This is a genomic window from Marinomonas sp. S3726 (assembly GCF_000967665.1).
In the GTDB taxonomy this organism is placed as follows: Bacteria; Pseudomonadota; Gammaproteobacteria; order Pseudomonadales; family Marinomonadaceae; genus Marinomonas.
The window spans coordinates 261292-281347 of record NZ_JXYC01000006.1; the positions used below are offsets into that span (position 1 = coordinate 261292).

The window sequence follows — 20056 nt, forward strand, 5'->3', positions numbered from 1 at the left end:
TGATTGCTCTGCCATTATTAAATGTTAAAACACGCTTCTTGTTAAGCCTTATTTAATAAATGAGGTGTTAAGAAAAATTTAACAATGACTGAAAAAATGATTGATTTTCATACAGCTGAAATGACCTTAACCTGTTTGTACAGACTTAAGATGATTTGTTAACCGAGTGTCAGAAAATAACAATAAGGAAGGTCAAATGCCGTTATTGGATTATATCAATCAAGCTCAATACCCAATTGAAAACAAAAGCTTTAGACAAGCTTGTAAGCAATCTTTGCAGCAAGAAGGTGCTTTGGTTTTACCTAACTTTCTTCAAGAGCATGTGATTCAAGCCATTGTAGATGAGGGCAATCTAAAAAAGGATTCAGCCTATTATACTCAATCAAGTCATAATGTTTATTTGAATGAAATAGATCCAAGCTTCCCCCTAGAACATGCTAGAAACCAGCAAGTAAACTCCTCAAAAGGTTGCATTACAGATGATCAAATAGATCAAGATTCAGTATTAAGAAGCCTTTATGATTCAAGCCTTTTAAGAGAGTTTCTAGCGAGTGTGTTAGAAGAAGAAGGGCTTTACGAATATGGTGATAACCTGTCTTCAATTAACTTGCATTATGCCAGTGAAGGGCAAGAGCTAGGTTGGCATTTTGATAACTCCTCTTTCGCGATCACCTTGTTGATCCAAAAGCCAGAAGCAGGCGGTGTGTTTGAATACATAGAAAATATGCGAGATGCCGATGCAGGCGAAATGAACTATGAAGGTGTCAGTGATGTGCTTTCTGGTAAAGCACAAGTAAAGCAACTCGCCATAGATCCTGGTGCACTTGTGTTATTCCGCGGCCGAAACGCCATACACAGAGTCACCCCAACCCAAGGTGACACCACACGTATGCTAGTGGTACTCGCCTATAACTCTAAACCTGATATCTCACTCTCAGAAGCAGCCCGCATGACGTTTTATGGAAGGTTGGAATGATTTTCCCTAAATATATTAATTAAAACTTGATTCGGATATCAGAAAATAAAAAGCCAGAGCCTAATAAGCTTTGGTTTTATTGTTTATAAATTCATTTTTATGAATTCTCTTTATTTTAAACGAAACTTTAAGAATAATACGTAATGCCACATAAGAATATTTTGATATTTTTGGGGCTTTACTTATCATCTATTTAAATAATTTGGGATATTTATAATCTGAGGTTGAAAATAATAGTATTTAGGGTAATAGCGCTTTTATTAAAAATAAAATTAACCTAAAGGTAAATAATGTAAGATATTTCTTACGTTGATGGTGTTTATAGGCTTACAGTGAGTTATAAATGATTGATATTCTTGCACCAAATGTCAATTTTTTGATTGTTTTTATCGTGTTTTTTATGTATTTTACCGAAAAAGTAGAAGGATCTTACGAAACTTACAGTTTTATGTGGGTTTGCTTCTGTTTATGATTTCTCATACATTTAAAATACGGATGTTTTATGCATTTAATAAAATTCAAAATTTTAAGAAACATAATTAGAAATACTTTATATATGTTACTTTTAAGTGTTTCATTCATAAATGTAAGTCTAGCTTCAACCACAGAAATACAACCAAACAATAGCCTTATTAATGTTGTTTCTGGTGTGGATTCTAAATTACTTCAAATATCCTCTTCCTCTCCTGATGGATTTTCGTTTAACTCATTTGATGTTTTTTCTATATATAATCAAGATCTTGTTCAAATAATAAACCATGCGTCATTAAATAAATCTCTTAGAAATGGAGCAGAGGCAGATGTAGTTTCAATAGAATCAAATAACGACATTAACCTCTCTGGTGTGATTGAGTTAGTTGGCAGGCCTGCTGAACTTGTAATAGCCACAAAGAATGGCTCTATAAATTGTACTAATTGTGAATTTAAAAATTTCTCAAGAGTAACTCTTGTAACAGGTGAAATAAAAAAGACTTTAACGGGTTTTGAAATTGATGAGATTCTTGTAAATAACAAAGAAATTATAGTTTCTGGAACTGAAGGGCTAAAAGCGCCTGGTGTTGTTTTCTTAGATCTTTTAGCAGGAAGTGTGAAAACTAATGCTGATATCTCAACAAACCTTAAAGCTTTAAATTTAGGTGGAAAGATAACACCTAGTGAAACTGGAAACTTATCAATTGCAACTGGTAATACTCGGGTTACTTTAGGTGCATTTAATTATAAATATCTTGAAGGAGAGGTGACATCCTTTGATTTAGGACAAAATGTCAATTTTTCCGGTAATAATGGCCCTATTGATATCTATTCTGGAAGTATAAGAGTTGAATTACTTTCTAATAGTGATCTGCTATTAAATCAAAACTTTATAACTACGTCAGATATGACGATGGCATCCATGTATCAGGGAAAAAATATTATTCCGGATGAGAGTGTGTTGCTTCGTACTGCTGGAAATATTTTTTTAGAGTCAAATATAACATCTAAAGGTGAGGTTGTTTTTGAGTCAGGGGCTGACGTTAATTTTTCGAGTTACAGTTCTAATCAAGTTTATACTGTAACTTCAGGCTCTATATCAATAGCAACAGTTGGAAATTTTAATAACTATATCGAATTAGATGCCGATGAAATTAATATATCTGCAAATAATGTTGAGAATGAAGGTTTAATTTCTTCAAGTAATACCGCTTACATACGAGCAGTCAAATCGATAAGAAACAGGTTTGGTGGCTTTATTGATGCCAGTGAAGTTTTGATGCAAGCGGGTACTACTTTTATAAATGGTTCTGAAAGGGCGTATAGGCTAGTAAAAGAGCCTGAACTTTTTATGGCCAAAAGAGCTGTAATAATTGATGTGGGCACTTATATAGACTTTGATGTAGATCCAGAAGGCTATATGCGTGAAGAGGTTGATTCTCTTAAAGCATATATAATTGCTGATAAAATTGAAATTAAGGCAGGAAGCTTCAAAAACATTAATCCTCTACATCAAATGATGACTATAAACTCACCAGAAATGAGTTTATATGATGAAGAAATTGAGTTGGAAATAGATAGAGTAACTATCTATGCTGAAGATACTTTAACAATTCTTTCTGATGAAGCAATACTAAATTCTTCTGCTGTTCTCGAAACAAATTCTGGAAAAATAGCATTTTTTACTCCCCATTTAATTAACGAAAGATACCATATTCAAATAATTGAAAAACCAGGAAGCGTTTTTAATACAGGTTTATGTTTGACGACAAATGCTTGTACAACTGCTGCTAATCAAACCTTATCAGACGATACTTTAGAAAAATTTATTTCTTACTATTCTCCTGCAGGGAGAATCTATTCAGGCTCTGATGCTATCTTATCACCCTCAACTTCTGCTATTCCGTCTGATGATGAAATACCACGCAGTAGCTTCGTAAATGACATGAGCTTTATTGAGATTTTTGGAGATTTTAACGTTGAAGTTGATAATGTTTTACAGACTGGTTTATCACTTCAGGCTGAAGTTTCTCTAAATGTATCAACAACACATTCAAGACGCTATTGTGCTCGAAGTGTGTTTGGTAAGTGTCTTAGAAAGAAGACAAGGTATTGGGTAACTAACGCACCTTCATATCACCTTGTGGAAACTGGGGTTTTACCCGCTCTTTTTCTTGTAGAAGGCTTTCTACAAGGTGCTGGTAGTGGTGATTTTGTGCTGAATACAACTGTGCTTTAAGGAAAGGATTTCTTTTTATGATGTTTAAATCAATAGTTAAAGACTTAACGATATTCTGTATTTTATCTTTATCTTTTAATGTGTTTGCTAATACAGTTATCGAATCAAAGTTTGTATCTGATACTAATATAGAGAGCTATTTAGAAGGTTCTGCCTTAAGTATAAAAGTAAATAATAACGACTATTTATATGATGTTGAAGATACTGAACGTAATAGTGGTCTCTTTGATGGTATGAAATACTTCAAAACAGAACTTCAAAAACAGCGTATAGAGGCATTTCCTGACTTTACTTGGGTACCTATAGTGGGAGATATCATATTTTTCTTAAAGGTTCCTGTTCTTGATTCAAAATTTATTGCTAGTCCTTTTTTAGAACGAGGCTTGATAAAGAAGCAGCTAATTAAATCCCTCGGTAATAGCTCTATTAGCGGCTATGGCTCAGCTGATAATCTAATACAGCAACTTTATTTAAACGGATTAAATTTAGCGCTCGAAAAAGAACTGATTTATGGTCAAAGCTTGAGTGAATATTTTTTATCTAATATTCCATATGATGTGATTTGGCCAGAAAGAAGAAATATTTCGGGTGAATCAGTGATTGTACCTATTGTTTATCTATCTAATAGTACTATTAGAAATGAAAAAACATCTGGAAATACTTTGGCATTTGGTTCTGCAGACCTAACTTATGCAAGTTTTGAAATAGATACGGCAAGTGTTGTTGGACAACGAGATGCTGTGATTACATTATCAAAAACGTTTGAAAATACAAAAGGGACAGTAAAATTAGGTGGTGATTTAACAATAAGTGCAGGGCAAAGTATTGCGAACTATTCAGGCGTAATGAGTGCTAATGATGTATCTCTTGTATCAGAAAAAATTGAGAGTAGTACTTTAGTAACTCGTTATGATTTTGGTTTTGGCTATTCAGTTACATCTGAAAATATAGGTGTAATATCAGCTCTAGGAGATATAAGTTTAGATGCCACTGGTAATGTTGTACTTCAAGGTTCACAGATATCTGCTGATGGAGATCTTTCAGTAAAAGCAGGTAACAATATCCAAATTATTACTCAAGTAGAGGAATATGAACGAGATGAATCTGGTGGATTTTGGAGTGATAGTGAGCAATCAACTCGAAATATCAGATCATACTTAAGTGGTGCGAATATTGCGTTATTAGCTAGTAATCAAATAGTTGTTCAAGGTGCTGTAATTGAAAGCCCTGGTAATATTCAGTTGTTAGCGGGTATGGGTATTTATATTAGCAATGTGAACGATAAAAATTCTTATAACCAAACTTTTAAAGCTTCATCGGGTGGTTTGTTTGGCTCTAGTGAAAGTCGTGAAGAAAAGGCATATACCTCAAAAGTAGTTGAAACTCTAATTACGGCCGATAAAAATTTAATGTTAGAAACCTTCATGGGTGATGTCATTTTAAGAGGTGTTGACTTTAATTCTAACGATATACTCCAAGTTGATGCAGGTGGCGAGATAAAAATGCTACTTGCTAAAGATACCTCATATTATTCTCTTGAAAGTAAAAGTGATGATGCTTTGTACTTCAGAGAGAGTAATAAAGGACACTATATTGAAACAGGTATTTATAATCAGTTAAGTACTCAAGGCGTTATTTCTTTAAATGCCACTCACGGCGTGCTTGTGGAATATGTTGACCAAGGAGACAACTGCAATTCTGTCACTTGTATTGAAAGAGTGGTGAATAACCTAAGTAAATATCCTGAATTTGAGTGGATATCAAAAGTTTACCATGAAAATCCTAATAATGTTGATTGGCAAGCTCTTTCATATAATTTAGAAAAGTGGAATGTTCACAATTCAGGCTTAACAGAAGCTGGGCAAATATTTGTTACTATTGTTGCGACAATCGCTGCTCCAGGTGCATCATCTTTTACAGGTCTATTAGTGGAGGGGGCTGCTCTTACTGCTCAACAAGTTGTTCAGAATTCTATGATAAAAGCAGGTATGGCTTCGCTGCTATCAAAAGCATCAATATCAGGAATAAATAACGATTGGAATATATCCGTTATGGCCGATGATGTATTGAATGATGAAGCTTTTACAGAAATTGCTCAGGCAATGTTAACTGCTGCTATAACAAAGGGGTTTGATCAGAGTGTGGGGGTAAGTGATTCTGATTACTCTTTTGCTGATACATCACTTGATACAGCTCTAGATCAATCATGGGTTTATCTTCAAAGCGCTTTAGTATCTGGGGCAACAACCTTTGCTTTTAAAAACCCTGAAGGAACTAGTGATACAGGGTTTTTCTTGACAAATTTTTCCGTTAGTCTTGCTGGGAATATTGCTTTTAATTTACATGATTACTATCAATCTACTTTAGTTGCTACTAATACGAGTTATAATTCAGATTACTTTTTTATTAATACAGAGAACTTAAAAAGTTTAGGTTTAGATATTGAGTATCTGGCTGTGAATTACGGTAAATATTTAGCATCAGCTTATCTTGTTGATAGTGTTCTTCACACTTCACCTCCAATTCTTGATCCTTATTTTGCTGCTGATTACTCAACTATACCTGAGTATGAGACTGCAACAGCCTATGCTGATGTTGCTAAAAATCACTTTTTTGATCAGGATGGTAAGCCTTTATTAACTGGTGATTTATCAAATAGCCAGTTAAGTCAAAAAGCTGAAGAGGTATATGCAAACTTGAAAGCACATAATGTTGATATTTTAAAAGCTTCGTCTTCACTGGCATTTTACTCGTCAATTACTAGCCATGATGTTTCAAATGAAAATACACCATCAAGCTTATCGGGTATTGAATTATGGCTTAGATTAATGTCTGTTCTTGTTTCTTATGAAAACTCATTGCCTATCTATAAGGAGGAGGCTTGGAGTATTGAATTGGGTAATGCTTTAAAAAATAACAACATGGTTCTTGTAAATCAGTTATTAATTGATAAAGCCACTGAAATAGAAGTGAAAACTGGTTTAAGCGTAGGTTTATCTGATACGACTGAAGCAATTAAAGCGATAGCATATATCTTTAAAGATTATTATCAGGGTGTTGGAGATGCATCTAAAGATTTATTTGAGTATGCAGAAAAATATAAGAATGGAAATCATACTTATATGGAAGTTTCTAGTAATGTTGGAGTAGTTGATGTACCGAGTATTGATTCTTACTTTACCTTTTGATTTTTACTAGTCGATAGTTTTAATTTTACTTATACAGATATTTTAATAGTAATTAAAAATAGATTTATTTCTTACAAGGAATTTTTATGAAAAAGATATTATTCATAGCATTAATGCTTGCTTTACCAACCACATCGACTTTTGCAAAACAAGTGAATGATGCAAAAGTAAAATCTGTTTATACACATAACTGCTGTAATAGAGGCCCGTATACTGCAGTTGTATTAGAAGGCGGAACCTATCATGGCGGTGGAGTATGTGACGCTAGATATAATGATCATTTTGCAATTGAAACTAGCCACCCAAACCATGATGCTTTTGTTTCTATTGCCTTAAGTGCAAATGCGAGTGGGAAAAAAGTGTTTGTTTATGGTAATAGAGGAGGATGTATTGGTCCTTTTAATAGAGCAGATGGCATAGCAATAAATAACGATTAAAATACCTATTCTAAGGAATAATATAATGGCAAAGTATATAAAATATTTTATTGTATTGGTGATTTCATCTTGGACAAGCTTAAGCTTGGCTGCATTTCATTATAATCTCACTATTAAAGATATCGAAATGTTTCCAAGTCCTCCAAATGCATCGCATGGATATACAGTGCATTTGACTGAGAATTTAACCGGTACTGGATGTGCAAACCCAGGTATCTTTATTGTTCAAGGTGGAAGTTTTCATGATGAGACATTAAGTGTATTGCTTGCTGCAATGATGGGAAATAAAAAAATATACGTTCGAATCTCAAGTTGTACAGATAGACCAGTCGCTGATCGAGTAGGTATATCAAATTAATTTATTAAAGTTTAAAGTCTATTAGGGACTATAAAATTAGACTTTTTAGGGTTTTGAAAGGTGTTATTAAATACTTCTATTAGTTTTATCAATATTGAAACTGTTTAAAAAAGTATTTTATAAGGATATTTAAATTGAAAAAAATAATATTTATATTAAGTGTTTTTTTATCCACCATGGCACTTGCCGTAGAAGAGGTGAATACTAAAGTTAATCTGGTTCGAAACTATGCTGCTGGTGGTCTCGGAGGTTTAGATATGCCGGTTATCTTAGATGCGGCATGCCCTAGTGGCTCAAGCTTTTATATAGAAAAATCCGGTGATTACCAAACAACACTTTCTATTTTATTGACAGCCTTAACGACAAATAAGACAGTCAGTGTTGCTTTTGAACGAGGTAGAAAGCCAAACTTTACTAGTCTTTCTAATTATTGTCGTATTTATTCAATTGGAATTAATAGAAATGCGCTATAATTTTTATTTTTAAATATATTATTGATTATAACGTTTGTTTTGGTTAAGTTGAATGGTTTCAGATTACTCTAAAGCCAGTGAAGATTATTAGCTATATTTTCTAACCCTCCTTTTAAATATCATAGAAGCGGAAGGTTTTTGTGGTTATGTAGAATAAAAAATTTTCTACTATTTTTTTGAATACAAAAAAATGATACGAATAATTAAAATCATTAAGAATAAAAGTAATCCCGTCCAGATAATAATGTTGAAAAGTATGTCATGTATTTAATGTGGACATAATATAAAATCTTTAACCTAAGTGTTAAATAAAATGATAAAAATATTAATTTTAATAATGCTATTAGTTTCTACAGCGCCTAATGCTAAAGCGGATCATTGGTGGAATATTTCTATGGATACTTTCCCAAGGCTTGAAGTTGCTAATGATAATGAGCTTTGGCTTGCAGTACCATTTGGAAAGGGAGCGACTAGAGTAAACAGCCATGAATCAGATAAGTCTACTAGCGTTTATCAAGTAAAATTGACTGCTTCAAGCCCAAATGTTCTCAAATCTTGGCTTAGTATGATATTAACCGCTAGGACTGTTGGCGACACTGTTACAGTGTTTGGTCCACAACCTGGAAGTGGTGAATTTACTATTAATAGTACTAGATTAATGATTACAAAATAAGCTAATTGTTTTTAATACTTCTTAATTACTATGCAAAGGTGTTATATGAAAAAAATTTTGTTATTTATTTTAAGCTCTTTAGTAACATTAGATCTACATGCAGCAACTAATGCCTCTCCAGGGCAGAAATGGTATGGTCCCTATACTATTACTAAAGTTGCAAGGTACTGGGATGGGGGCGGCCGAGCCACTGTGCATTTTGCTGAAACGCCTACGGACATACCATGTGATATAAACAAAAATCAGAAAAAAGCAACTTATTGGGGAGACCCAAATGCTCATGCTTTTGCTGATAGTATGTTCTCTGTTGCAGCGACTGCTAACGCTCAAAATAAGAAGGTATATTTTTTACTAGATAAGTCATGTCATCCAGTATATGGCCTGAATCTTCATGGTATAGAAATGGTTTCTAATTAAAAGTTTTAAGGGGAAATATAATAGGTTTTCAATGAGCTTTCTTCTTAAATATTAAAGTAACCTTGATTTTTTTGATGTGATATTTTTGATATTAAAAAAATTACAGTTTTTAAGAGTTTTTTGAAATGGAGGTGAAATAATATATTTTCTTTAATTTAAAAAAGACTTTAAATAATATTTTAATATATAAAAAGGATTTTTTGTGAAAAAGATATTTTTGGTTTTAATAGTTACATTTTCAAATAATGTTTTTGCTTTAAATTCATTTGATACTGAATGGAGTGCTCCAACAAAGGTAACTAGCATCGCTGGTTATTCTGAAGCTAGCACTGACTCACTATCGATAACATTTTCAGAAGAGGGCTTTTCAAATCCTCGTAACTGCAGTAAACAAGATTTCTATATGCTTAGTACTGATGGTGCAAATAGAGTTGGGCAATCAATTTTATCTATAGCCTTAGCTAGCGGTGCAGCAAATTTAGATGTGCAATATAAAGTCTATAGAACAGCATGTATTGCAAATAGGCCCATCGTAACTGAATTAAAAGTTAACTTTAGATAATCACAGATCTTTAGAGTATTGAGAATATTGGTTTTTAAGTGTCGGTTCATGCTCTAAAGTTGATGATTTTGTAATAGCCCTTCTCCCAAATGGAGTACGAAGAGATCACTCATATAGCTAAGTTTTTATAACGAAAATGGCCAACAAAAAATAAATAAAACGATAGATGGTTCAAATAAGAGTTCTTCTGAAGATGCTTTTTATTTACTCACTTTTTATTGATAGGTAAAAACTTAGTATTATATTTTTATGCTACTCCTTTCTGTTCTATTTATCATTTTTTATGCGGTGAAATTAAGTTTGTCCTCCAAGGCTATGAACATAGTTTTTGGTTAGAAAAAATGTCTCTTTCATTATCCCTCTCCTTATAATCCACTCCCAACATCATTTTCCCTGCTCCCTTAAGAATCCCTTAAGTTTGCTTTGTCATAATAACGTTGTTTTTTATGAAGCAGACTGTAAGGGTAGAAGATGAATCCAGTTGAACAAATAGCACAATACGCGACAGGGCATTGGGTTTCACAAATGGTTTTTACATTTGTTAAGCACAATATGGGTGACGCGTTTCAGCAGCAAGCCGCGACAGCTACTCAAATAGCCGAGCGTACTGGTGTGAATGAAGATAATTGTTTCCGCCTTCTTAGAGCTCTTGCGCCATTAGGTATTTTAAAACAAGACGATGATCAATTTAGCCTCACTGAGCTTGGTGAGTTTCTAACTACTGAGCATCCTATGTCTCTTACAGATAAAGTGTTGCTTGAAGCCGGTTATGAGCATGTTCTTTTATGGACGCATTTATCAGATTACATGGTGAACTCAACGCCAGCGCCTAAAGCCATTTTCGAGTTAGATAACTACTTTGGTTTGTTTGAAAAGAGACCAAAGCATTTAGATGTATTTGCCAAGGCGATGGGAAGTTATTGCCAAGATGAAATTGCCATGATTGAGTCTATGTCGTCATTAGATTTATCTGAGTTAGATACTCTGGTTGATTTAGGCGGTGCTTATGGTGATTTACTTGTTTCTTTATTGCAGCGTTATCCAAATTTAGAAGGGATTTTATTTGATCAAGCTGCCGTGATAGATAATGCATTACCTCTTGATAGAATGACAAAACAGGCTGGAAACTTCTTTAAACAAGTACCTGAAAATCAAGATGGCTATTTCTTAAAGCATATATTGCATGATTGGGATGATGCGCTTTGTTTAAAAATATTAGGTAATATTAAGCGTGTTATGAAGCCTAGCAGTCGCGTGTTTATTGCTGAATTTGGCCCTGTACCTGAAACTGATGAGCCGCATTTAAGTAAAATGTTCGACCTTCATATGATGCTGACTTTAAACGGTAAAGAAAGAACCTTAACTCAGTGGCATGAGTTGTTATCAAGTGCTGGTTTTAAAATCAAAATGATACATGACTCCTTCGGCCCTCTATCCGTTATCGAGGCGTGTTCAGTTGACCTTGTCTAAATGACTAAATGTAATGAATGGAGGATTTCCCCCTTTTTCTTCCATTCATTGCTTTCTTATTTTGTCTTCTGAGCGTCTAACTTCCGCAACCTATATCCATCTTGTTCATATATTGTGCTAAGGCTTGATCATCTAACCTTGGTGATTCTGAGAGCGCTTTGAAAACCCCTTCTTGGTCGGCTTTAGGCCGATGTTGCCCAAGCTTTAATTTGCCTTCGAGTTTTGTGATTTCGACTTTAAACCCGACGATGGCGCTAAGTAGCTTGTGTTTGAATTCGTCTGTGACGGGCTCTTTTATCCCTTCTTCATTTGTTTCGAGTAATGAAGGTTCGTAAGTTTTTAATGTGTCGTCGATAACATTTAGGGTGTCATCATCATTTAATAAGCTCACTTTGCCATAGGCATGGACTGCGGCGTAATTCCAAGTGGGAACAGCAGGGCTTTTAGCGTACCAGGTGGGTGAGATATAAGCATGAGGGCCTGAGAAAATGATCAGAACTTCTGCGCCCTCTAAGCTTTTCCAATGAGGATTAGCTCTGGCCATATGGCTATATAAAACGCCTTCTTGCTCATTCAGTAGGAAAGGTAAGTGAGTGCCATTTAAGTTGTTTACTTCATGGTGTTGATGGCTTTTTATTTCGTTTTTATCGTCTGTTGTGTTGTTCGTGTTCGATACCAAAACAGCAAAGCTAAACGCTTTCATAAAAGCGTGGATCTGTGCTGTGTCTTCCATGGTGAGGTTTTTCGGGGTGTACATAAAAGTCCTTTTCTTTATGTTCCTAGTTTAAAGCTAGGTGTTTAGTTAAGGGTTTAGTCGTTTAATTTAAGATGAAAAAAGAGGTTTGCAGCTACATCACTTTCATCTTGGGTAAAGCCTAATTTTTTGAGTAGGGCAATGGAGGCGAGATTGCTTTCATCAACACCTGCAATGAGTGTGTCTGCAAGGTCTCTTGTTTTAATATGTTCAATTAAATGGTTGACGAGTTCGCTTGCAAAGCCTTTTCCCCAAGACGCTTGCGCTAGTAGATAACCTAGGTGTGCATTCTTTTGCCCTTCATCTGTCTGCTCAAGGTAGATAAAACTAAAGCCGATAAGTTGCTGTAATTCAGTTTGATAAACTAAAAATAACAGGCTCTCATCTAACATGCGCTCTAACCAAGCTTGGGCACTCTCTCGTGAATCTATGCCTGAAAAATATGGCGGTAATTGAGAAACGACTTCTGGGGTGAGAATCTTGATAATGCTTTGATAAAGTTCTTTTTTATCAATCTGCTTTTTATTTAATAGCACTTTATCAAACTGTTTTTGGTCAAGGTTAGTTTGGTCTGGTGAACTTAATAGGTTATTGGCCTCTAAGACAGTGAGTCTTGATGAACTAAATGTATATGTCATTGCAAAGCCTCAAGTTAAATTACGCTATTAAGTGGAGTATATATCTTTTGAAGACAATCCTCTTTATCATCTGTGCCGTTTAAAATTATCGGATATATTCTCCATGCTGGAAATGCTCGCCAATTTTTTGAAGTTGCTAAACAGTGATGCTTCACCAAGTCAGATTTCGTTAGGGTTTGCCTTCTCTCTTTTCTTAGGTTTAACCCCTCTTATGAGTTTTCATAATCTCATACTCATTTTTATTGTATTAATGGTGAGAGTCAATTTAACGGCATTTTTGCTAGGCTTAGCGCTCTTTAGCTTAACGGCATTCGGGCTTAATTCTGTTTCGATTAGTTTGGGTGAGGCGCTTTTAACATCGTCCGAACTAAACGCATTTTGGACTGCGCTTTATCAAAGTGATTTCTGGCGACTTATGCAATTTAATCAAACCTTGGTTCTAGGTGGATTAAGTCTGTCTCTTATTCTGTTTCTTCCTATTTTTATGAGCTCGCTGATTTTTATCCGGGTTTATCGTAAGCGTTTTATGGCTTGGATTAAGACGCTTAAAATTAGCCGTATGATAAAGGCAAGCAAGTTTTATCAAGTTTATGACAAGTTAGGAGGCCTAAATGACTAAGTGGATTCGTTGGTCAGGGCTGGCTGGCTTTAGTGTTATTTTACTTTTGATATTGGCGTTCTGGTATTTTGCTGCGGGGCCTTTAATCAAGCTCAGTATTGAAACTATCGGCTCAAAGGCTTTAGGCGCTAAATTGGATGTGGCCTCTGTTGATCTTGAGCTTAACCCTGTGAAGCTGGTATTAAATAAGGTTGAGGCGACCGATAAAAAGCACCCTATGAAAAACCTTGTTAGCTTTGATAGGGCAGAGGCTGATCTTTTATTCTTACCTTTATTAATGGGTAAAACCATTATTGAGAATGTGTCAGTAGAGGGTGTTGCATTTGATACGGATAGGCAGACTTCGGGGGCATTAAACGCCTCTGACCAAACTGTTACCAAACAACCAAGTTCAAGCGATAGTTCTCAGGCTGCTTCGACACAAGATAAAGGTACGTCAAACAAAGCAAATGACTTGTCTGAAAGAGCCGTAGACGCATTGCCAACAGCCGATGAGTTATTAGCCCGTGAGCCTTTACTAACCGTAACGCGAGGTGAAGCAATGCAGGCTTCGATTGATGCGCATAAGCTTAAAATTGATCAAGCGAATCAAGCATTACCCAATAAGGCTGACCTGAAAAGTTATGAGGCTGAGATAAAGCAATTACTGTCGGGTAAGTTTAAATCGCTTGATGATTTTAAGGCTCGTAAGAAGGCCTTTGATCAGCTAAAGGCTAAGTTTAAGGCTGATCAAGCGGCAATAAAAGCGGCGAAACAAGCCTTGTCGAACGCGAATAAAGACATACGTCAGCAATGGCCTGAACTACAAAGTGCACCTGGGCAAGACATTCGTAATATTCAAAGCAAATATACCTTGGATGCAGTTGGTGCCCAGAACCTCTCTGCTTTAATTTTAGGTGATAAGATCAATGGCTATCTCCAGCAAGGCCTTGGTTATTATGACACCTTGTCGCCACTTCTCGCTTCAGACAAAAAAGAAGCTGATAAGGTGGCTGAGAAAGAAGGGCGCTTTGTGCCATTCGCGACAAATAGGCCTTTGCCTGATTTCTGGATTAAGTCTCTCTCTTTCAGTCTCAAACTAGCCGGTGGTGATGTTAAGGTGCTTGTTGAGGATATTAGCCAGCAACCTGATGTGATTAATAAACCTATTAAGCTAAAAGCCAGCGGTAATAAGTTGACTCATATGGCCGCTTTTGAGCTAGATGGCGTGTTGGATTATCGTTATCAAAAGGTGGATAACCAATTTGATTTAGTGATCCAAAACTGGCAAATCCAAGATCTAGCATTAGGGTTAGATGGTTTAGATTTAAAGGCGGCGAGTTTAGATATCACAGGCCAAGCTAAGCTTGATCAAACATCGATTTTAGCTGACGCTCAAGGGGATTTTAGCCAAGCCCAGTTTAGTGCTAGTACAAGTAATGGTTTTGCCAAAGAAATGTCTTTAGCGCTTGCAACAATTGATACTTTTAATTTTAGTGGTGATGTTAAGGGGAGCCTTAAGTCACCCAGTGTGGGTATTAAGAGTGACTTAGATAAGAAGCTAAGCCGTGCTTTCAAACAAAGGCTTAAGCAAAGACAAGCAAAAGTAGAGCAGGATCTTAAGCGTAAGTTGAATGATAAATTATCTCTGTATGCGGGTGATTATAAAGATGAAGTAAAGCAGCTTGATCTCATGCAAACGGATTTAGATTCCCTGTCTGATAAGGTATCTGATTTAGCAAAACGCGAGCTCTCTAGCTATCAAGATCAGCTTAAGGGTGAGGCGAAAGCGAAAGCCAAAGCTGAACTTGATAAGCAAAAAGAAGATTTAAAGAAAAAGCTTAAAAGCTTATTTTAGTCAGTCGGTAATTTTGATCGAAAGTTTCTTTTGATCAAGCACTTTGCTTGGTTAAAAAGAGAAAATATAAAGGTGGTTTCTTTAATAAGAACCACCTTTTCTGTTTTTAGGCGTTTATGTCTTTCTTCGGTTTTTATGTGAATTTAAGCGAGCTAGATAATCTATAAAGGCTAAATTATCATTCAGCGCTTGTTCGGTCAGTTGGGCCAAGGTCATAGGTGCCATGCCAGCAATAGGGGCATCTTTATCTAGATTCGTTGGGAAGGCGTAACCATCGCAAACGGCATTTAAAAGGGCTGTTTTTTCACTCTCGGTCAAGCTTGATTGCCAGTGTTCTTTGAGTGTGGGGTAGAGTGCTTGGCTAATGGCATATTGATCGACGGTTTCCATAGGCTTTGCAAAGCAAGAGGATATTTGCAGTAAGTTGGCGACTCTAGATTGGCTCTTTGTATGATTGCTACCAGCAGCATGAAAGAGCGCGGGGCTAAAGAAGATTCCGTCGCCTTTTTCTAATGGAAGTTGTACGGCTTTTTGTTCAAAGTAATCTTTAAATGCTTCATCGCGCCAAGCAAGGTAGCCTAATGGGTAATGTTGCGAGTAGGGCAGAACAAGTGTTGGACCTGTCTCAATTGGCATATCTGTATGGGCAATAGCGCCTTGGAGGGTGAGAAAGCTTGAGTTTGTTTGTAGATGTAAAGGGAAGCGGCTTACTTCTGCTTCTGTCTGAAAACCTAGGTGATAATCCCTATGAGGAGACTGAGCGCCTCCTCCTGGATGGACTGTGTTTACTTGGCTAGTAATCTGATAATGAGGGCCCAGCCAGCTCTCACTAACAAGCTGTAGAATTGGGTTTTTATAATAATGCATAAAAGTGTCGGCTTGTTTGAGTGCGCTTTTTTCAAAGGCATTCCAAATACGGCTATTGCTACCCTCTTTTGCAAAGTGATCTCCTCCTAGATTACTTTCCCTTTCTTCCATAAGTAGCTGGTCAAATACCTGACTCATTGCATCGAGATAGGCTAGGTTTGAATAGGCCTCTTTAATCACAACTACCCCAGGTCCATCTTTTAGTGCTTTCAAAAGTTCTGTTTTGCATGCCAGTGATTGAGCATCATTTTCACAAAAAAGGCGAAGATGTTTCCCTTGATAAATAGGGATGTTCTTGACGACGTCTGATGCTAACGGGTAGTGAGATGCCTGTGTTTGCTGTTCACAGGTCAGTTTGAAGTCATCAATGCTAATGTCATTTTTGTTGTTAAAAGAGGTGTGTGTTTGGGCTGATTTCATCTTGCGCATCTGGTTTGCTCCAGCGTTTTTTTATTTTGATGAGAGAAATGCTAGCATGACAAGAAATCATCAATGCCTCTAAAAAACATCAAAAAGACATCAAAAAATGCATGATAAGTTTTCGATTAAACAAATTGCAGCCCAAGCAGGTTTAAGTACAGCCACAGTGGACAGGGTGCTTAACGGCCGAAAAGGAGTGCGTTTTCAAACGAGATCAAGAGTGAATAAAGCGCTTGAGGAGTTAGAAGAGCAAGAAGGCTTACAGAATACATTTGGGCGAACCTTGTATGTCGATATTATTATACAAGCACCTAAGCGTTTTTCTGATGCAGTAAAGCAGGCTATCTTGGCTAATCTAGCAACGCTACCTGGCTGTCGTATTCATCCAAGGTTTCATTTTTTTGAGTCTATTTCTCTGTCTGAGTTGAATAGATGCTTACTGGGGTGTGAGGCAAGTGGATCAAATGGTGTGCTTTTAAAAGCACCAGATCAAAGCCTTATCAAGCAAGGTATTGATCACTTATTTGATATAAATATACCTGTGGTGACCTTGGTGACAGACCTGCCTTATAGCAAACGACTTGCCTATATCGGGATAGATAATCGTGCTGCAGGTCGCACCGCAGCTTATATGCTGAGCAGGTTATTGAAGCAGCAACAAGCGAGAGTGGCCGTAGTATTGAGCCGTCAGGAATTTCGAGGGGAAGAAGAGCGAGAAATGGGTTTTCGTAGCTTGATTCGAGAGTCTTTTCCTTGGATTAATATTGTCGAGATCCCGGGTGGGCAAGGTTTATATCAAGCAACCTATGACAAGGTGATATCCCAGCTCGAGCAAGATAGCGACATAAATTGTGTTTACAGTGTCGGTGGTGGTAACCAGGCTATTTTAGATGCGTTTGATGCCTTATCTCGCCCAATTGACGTTTTTATTGGCCACGATCTTGACCAAGAAAATAGGGCTTTGTTGATGTCACATAAGTTGGACTTAATCATAGATCATGATTTAGAAGAGGATGTGAGACGGGCTTTTAGCCACATACTCATGTTTCAAAAAGTGATCCCTAAAGCCAGTTTACCCGAAAGTAAAATCAATATAGTGACACCTTATAACCTATAGCTTTTATAAAAATAGTTTGGTTTTTAGTCATATTTCTAAATAGAGTATGAACCAGTTTAATTGACTGGTTCATACTTGTTGTTTAGTTTTTCAGTGTCGCTTGAAAACTAATTGATTGAGTGCTGGTTAAGCCGTTGGAGCTAAAACTTTCTGGCACAAAGGTATAAATATCACTGGTCGGGCGTATTTCCCCTTGCCAACCATTTGGCAAGTTAGTTCTAAATCGACCAGATCGAGTTGTGATAGGCTCATCTTCTCCTGACACTAAAAGATCGATGTTAACAGACCTTGGAATACCACTAATACCACCGATAATCATATGTTGTGGGATAACATCTAGTTGGATATCAGCAAGAGTTTTGTCTTCTAAAAGAGGAGATAGCTCGACAGTTTGGGATGCGGCTCCCGATGTGACTTCAAGGCTACCTTGCCAGCTGATGGCTTGTTGGGTTGTAAACGTCCCTGTTTCATCCGTTATTAGGTTATCTAGAAAACCAGAAACGCTTGCTCGATAAATAGGGAAGCCATTAGCATCGAGTACTCTGCCTTCTACTGTTGCTTTAGGAACTTGTGGTCCAAACAAAGTGGGCGAAGAGCCGCCCGTTAATAAGTAGTTATTATTGATATCGATGAAGTAACCAAAATTATCTGTCCTATCTAATGCTGGTGTGATGACTCTTGTTGCTTGCCATACATCACTTTCAGAGAGTTTAAATTGGAAAATTTGCTTCAAGCCATCATCTCCAACGAGAAGGTTAGTATCGTTAAGTGCGAGATTATGACCAAAGTTATAGCCATCAATATTAACGGCTTCACCGCTTTGTTCATTGACTTCAAAAGCCGTGACGGCTTGTTTTAAAACCCAAGACGTTCCTTCTTTATTATAGAGGTGTACTTTACCTCCTCGTGCGCTTTGATCAGGGGTAGACCAGTCACGGTAGGCCGCGATGGCAAGTTGATCTCCTTGGGCGTCTAATGACCATCCAAACTGCTTACCACCAAGAGCGGCCGCATCAAAGTGATCGATTGTTTGTATAAGCTCAAAGCCTTCTATTTCTTGCTTATAAATAAAGACTTTATCTATGGTTTTGGCACCCACAAAAAGATAGCCGTTTTGGAAGTCGATTGAGCCACCGAAGTAGGCATCGTCTGCTAGATTCGGTGTGACTCTTTCATTTTCTTCCCAGTAGCCATTCATATTTTTGTAGCTAATGACTTGGTTACTGAATGGAACACCAACAAGAGCAATATGATTATCGATATAAACAGACTCACCAAAGCCATAAAGGTTAGGTTCATATAAATCAGCACCCAGTTCCCATTCTTGTGTATAGGTGTTTAAAGAAAAGATTTTTGCGCTTTGATTGTGGGCATCAGCAATAATGGCATGGTTTTTATTGATATTGACTGTCTCACCACTCCAACCTGAGTTGTTTGCAGGAAGTGGCTGGGATTTAACCCAGTGGTTTCCTTCTTTGGTGATGATTAGGTTACCAACTAATCCGTGTTTTTTATCTAGACTGACCGCGCTGAAAGTGACATCAGACTTGACCGCTTCTGCATTGGATAAGTCATTGAGGTTACAGCCTGTTAGCATACTTAAGCTAATTAAGCTTGCTCCAATTATTGAATATTTCACATCGAACTCCTTTCGAAAAAATTACAAATAATTTACCGAGGGGCTCAATCTATAAGAGAAAATGGTTAAAAACTACTGAGTCTGATTCATATTTGCCAAGGGAGCTAATTGTGGAGTGTCATAAATAAAAGCCTGTATATGGCGTGAAATTTAAGCTTTTTTGGTGATGAGTAAATCGATACTAGTAGGTCAGCCAAGGTGTTTACTCGTGTGCTAAGAAATGAAAGTTTTTATTCTGGTTCGCTTCTTTTAATTCAACTTAGTTTTCTTGTGTGAATTAGGCTCATTAAGTGATCTGGTTTTTGTTACTGATTTTTACAAATAAATGAGAATCGATATCATCATTTGTATCTATAAATATCATTCATATCTGTGATGATTTTGTAAACTTGATCTTACGCTAAGTTGTTGGCATGCTTGGTTTTTTAACACAATATTGGATCGGTTATGTTGGTAGAAAAGATAGTAACGCGCTTCTCAGATACAGATGGCTTAGGCCATATCAATAACACCATGTTGCCGGTTTGGTTTGAAGGGGCTAGAAACCCTATTTTTCAGATTTTTACACCAGATTTATCTTTAAAAAAATGGCAATTAATTCTCGCTAAGTTTGATGTGGAGTTTCACGGGGAGCTTTTTTATGGTGAAGATATCGAGCTAAGAAGCGGTATATCGCGTATTGGTTCAAGCTCTTTCGATGTGTATCAGGAAGCTTGGCAAGATGGGCGAAAGTGCGCATCAGGCACCGCTGTTCATGTTCATTTTGACCATGAAGAAAAAGCATCTAAGCCTTTGTCAGACGATTTGAAAGAAAAGCTGTTAAAACATCCTTTTAGTAAAGACGATTAAGGAACCTGCGATTAAGTCACCTCTTCTCAGTCTGCTCGTCTAAGGTATATAG

Annotated in this window: 18 protein-coding genes; 14 read left to right on the forward strand and 4 right to left on the reverse strand. The window is 36.6% G+C overall.

Translation table 11 applies throughout. The annotated features are described in order from the left end of the window. The first annotated feature begins 196 nt into the window (after nucleotides 1–196). The 10 genes from TW85_RS06610 (at nucleotide 197) to TW85_RS06655 (ending at nucleotide 11264) form a co-directional block, all read left to right on the forward strand. Nucleotides 197–976 carry an ArpA protein gene (locus TW85_RS06610; protein ID WP_046016286.1) on the forward strand — a complete coding sequence of 260 codons (780 nt, stop codon included), beginning with the start codon at nucleotides 197–199 and terminating at the stop codon, nucleotides 974–976. 502 nt (nucleotides 977–1478) lie between these two features. Next, nucleotides 1479–3686 (forward strand): hypothetical protein, encoded by a 2208-nt coding sequence (locus tag TW85_RS06615; protein WP_084616156.1) that lies wholly within the window; start codon nucleotides 1479–1481, stop codon nucleotides 3684–3686. Nucleotides 3687–3703: 17 nt separating this feature from the next. Beyond that, nucleotides 3704–6874 carry a hemagglutinin repeat-containing protein gene (locus TW85_RS06620; RefSeq protein ID WP_046016288.1) on the forward strand — a complete coding sequence of 1057 codons (3171 nt, stop codon included), beginning with the start codon at nucleotides 3704–3706 and terminating at the stop codon, nucleotides 6872–6874. Nucleotides 6875–6960: 86 nt separating this feature from the next. Beyond that, nucleotides 6961–7311 carry a hypothetical protein gene (locus TW85_RS06625; protein ID WP_046016289.1) on the forward strand — a complete coding sequence of 117 codons (351 nt, stop codon included), beginning with the start codon at nucleotides 6961–6963 and terminating at the stop codon, nucleotides 7309–7311. Nucleotides 7312–7336: 25 nt separating this feature from the next. Beyond that, on the forward strand, nucleotides 7337–7669 hold the full coding sequence (locus TW85_RS06630; RefSeq protein WP_046016290.1) for a hypothetical protein: 333 nt from the start codon (nucleotides 7337–7339) through the stop codon (nucleotides 7667–7669). A gap of 134 nt (nucleotides 7670–7803) precedes the next feature. Beyond that, nucleotides 7804–8142 carry a hypothetical protein gene (locus TW85_RS06635; RefSeq protein WP_046016291.1) on the forward strand — a complete coding sequence of 113 codons (339 nt, stop codon included), beginning with the start codon at nucleotides 7804–7806 and terminating at the stop codon, nucleotides 8140–8142. Between the two features lie 313 nt (nucleotides 8143–8455). Further along, entirely contained in the window at nucleotides 8456–8815 is a 360-nt protein-coding gene (locus TW85_RS06640; protein WP_046016292.1) for a hypothetical protein, read from the forward strand. A 45-nt stretch (nucleotides 8816–8860) separates the two neighbouring features. Next, nucleotides 8861–9232 carry a hypothetical protein gene (locus TW85_RS06645; RefSeq protein WP_046016293.1) on the forward strand — a complete coding sequence of 124 codons (372 nt, stop codon included), beginning with the start codon at nucleotides 8861–8863 and terminating at the stop codon, nucleotides 9230–9232. A gap of 202 nt (nucleotides 9233–9434) precedes the next feature. Continuing rightward, entirely contained in the window at nucleotides 9435–9794 is a 360-nt protein-coding gene (locus TW85_RS06650) for a hypothetical protein (protein ID WP_046016294.1), read from the forward strand. A gap of 471 nt (nucleotides 9795–10265) precedes the next feature. Further along, nucleotides 10266–11264 (forward strand): methyltransferase, encoded by a 999-nt coding sequence (locus TW85_RS06655; protein ID WP_046016295.1) that lies wholly within the window; start codon nucleotides 10266–10268, stop codon nucleotides 11262–11264. A gap of 76 nt (nucleotides 11265–11340) precedes the next feature. Here the strand turns inward: TW85_RS06655 and TW85_RS06660 are convergent, their stop codons facing one another. Both TW85_RS06660 and TW85_RS06665 read right to left on the reverse strand, forming a co-directional pair. Beyond that, on the reverse strand, nucleotides 11341–12021 hold the full coding sequence (locus tag TW85_RS06660; protein WP_046016296.1) for an FMN-binding negative transcriptional regulator: 681 nt from the start codon (nucleotides 12019–12021) through the stop codon (nucleotides 11341–11343). 53 nt (nucleotides 12022–12074) lie between these two features. Further along, nucleotides 12075–12656 carry a GNAT family N-acetyltransferase gene (locus TW85_RS06665; RefSeq protein WP_052701957.1) on the reverse strand — a complete coding sequence of 194 codons (582 nt, stop codon included), beginning with the start codon at nucleotides 12654–12656 and terminating at the stop codon, nucleotides 12075–12077. Nucleotides 12657–12759: 103 nt separating this feature from the next. On the opposite strand from TW85_RS06665, the gene TW85_RS06670 reads away from it, so the two are divergent. Together TW85_RS06670 and TW85_RS06675 are read left to right on the forward strand one after the other, a co-directional pair. After that, nucleotides 12760–13275 carry a TIGR03546 family protein gene (locus tag TW85_RS06670; RefSeq protein WP_052701960.1) on the forward strand — a complete coding sequence of 172 codons (516 nt, stop codon included), beginning with the start codon at nucleotides 12760–12762 and terminating at the stop codon, nucleotides 13273–13275. Then, nucleotides 13268–15112, forward strand: coding sequence for a TIGR03545 family protein (locus TW85_RS06675; protein WP_046016297.1), 1845 nt, complete (start codon nucleotides 13268–13270; stop codon nucleotides 15110–15112). Before TW85_RS06670 ends, TW85_RS06675 begins: the two co-directional genes overlap by 8 nt. A 114-nt stretch (nucleotides 15113–15226) precedes the next feature. Here the strand turns inward: TW85_RS06675 and TW85_RS06680 are convergent, their stop codons facing one another. Further along, a complete protein-coding gene (locus TW85_RS06680; protein ID WP_046016298.1) occupies nucleotides 15227–16408 on the reverse strand; it encodes a phytanoyl-CoA dioxygenase family protein in 1182 nt (393 codons plus the stop codon). Between the two features lie 97 nt (nucleotides 16409–16505). Between TW85_RS06680 and TW85_RS06685 the strand changes: the two genes are divergently transcribed. Beyond that, nucleotides 16506–17516, forward strand: a complete 1011-nt coding sequence (locus TW85_RS06685; RefSeq protein WP_046016299.1) for a LacI family DNA-binding transcriptional regulator — start codon at nucleotides 16506–16508, stop codon at nucleotides 17514–17516. Nucleotides 17517–17598: 82 nt separating this feature from the next. Here the strand turns inward: TW85_RS06685 and TW85_RS06690 are convergent, their stop codons facing one another. Next, nucleotides 17599–19155: a carboxypeptidase-like regulatory domain-containing protein gene (locus TW85_RS06690; protein ID WP_046016300.1), complete on the reverse strand. Its 1557-nt coding sequence runs from the start codon at nucleotides 19153–19155 to the stop codon at nucleotides 17599–17601. Nucleotides 19156–19602: 447 nt separating this feature from the next. Here TW85_RS06690 and TW85_RS06695 point away from each other — a divergent pair, with 447 nt between their 5' ends. Continuing rightward, entirely contained in the window at nucleotides 19603–20004 is a 402-nt protein-coding gene (locus tag TW85_RS06695) for a thioesterase family protein (protein ID WP_046016301.1), read from the forward strand. The last annotated feature ends 52 nt before the right edge of the window (nucleotides 20005–20056 follow it).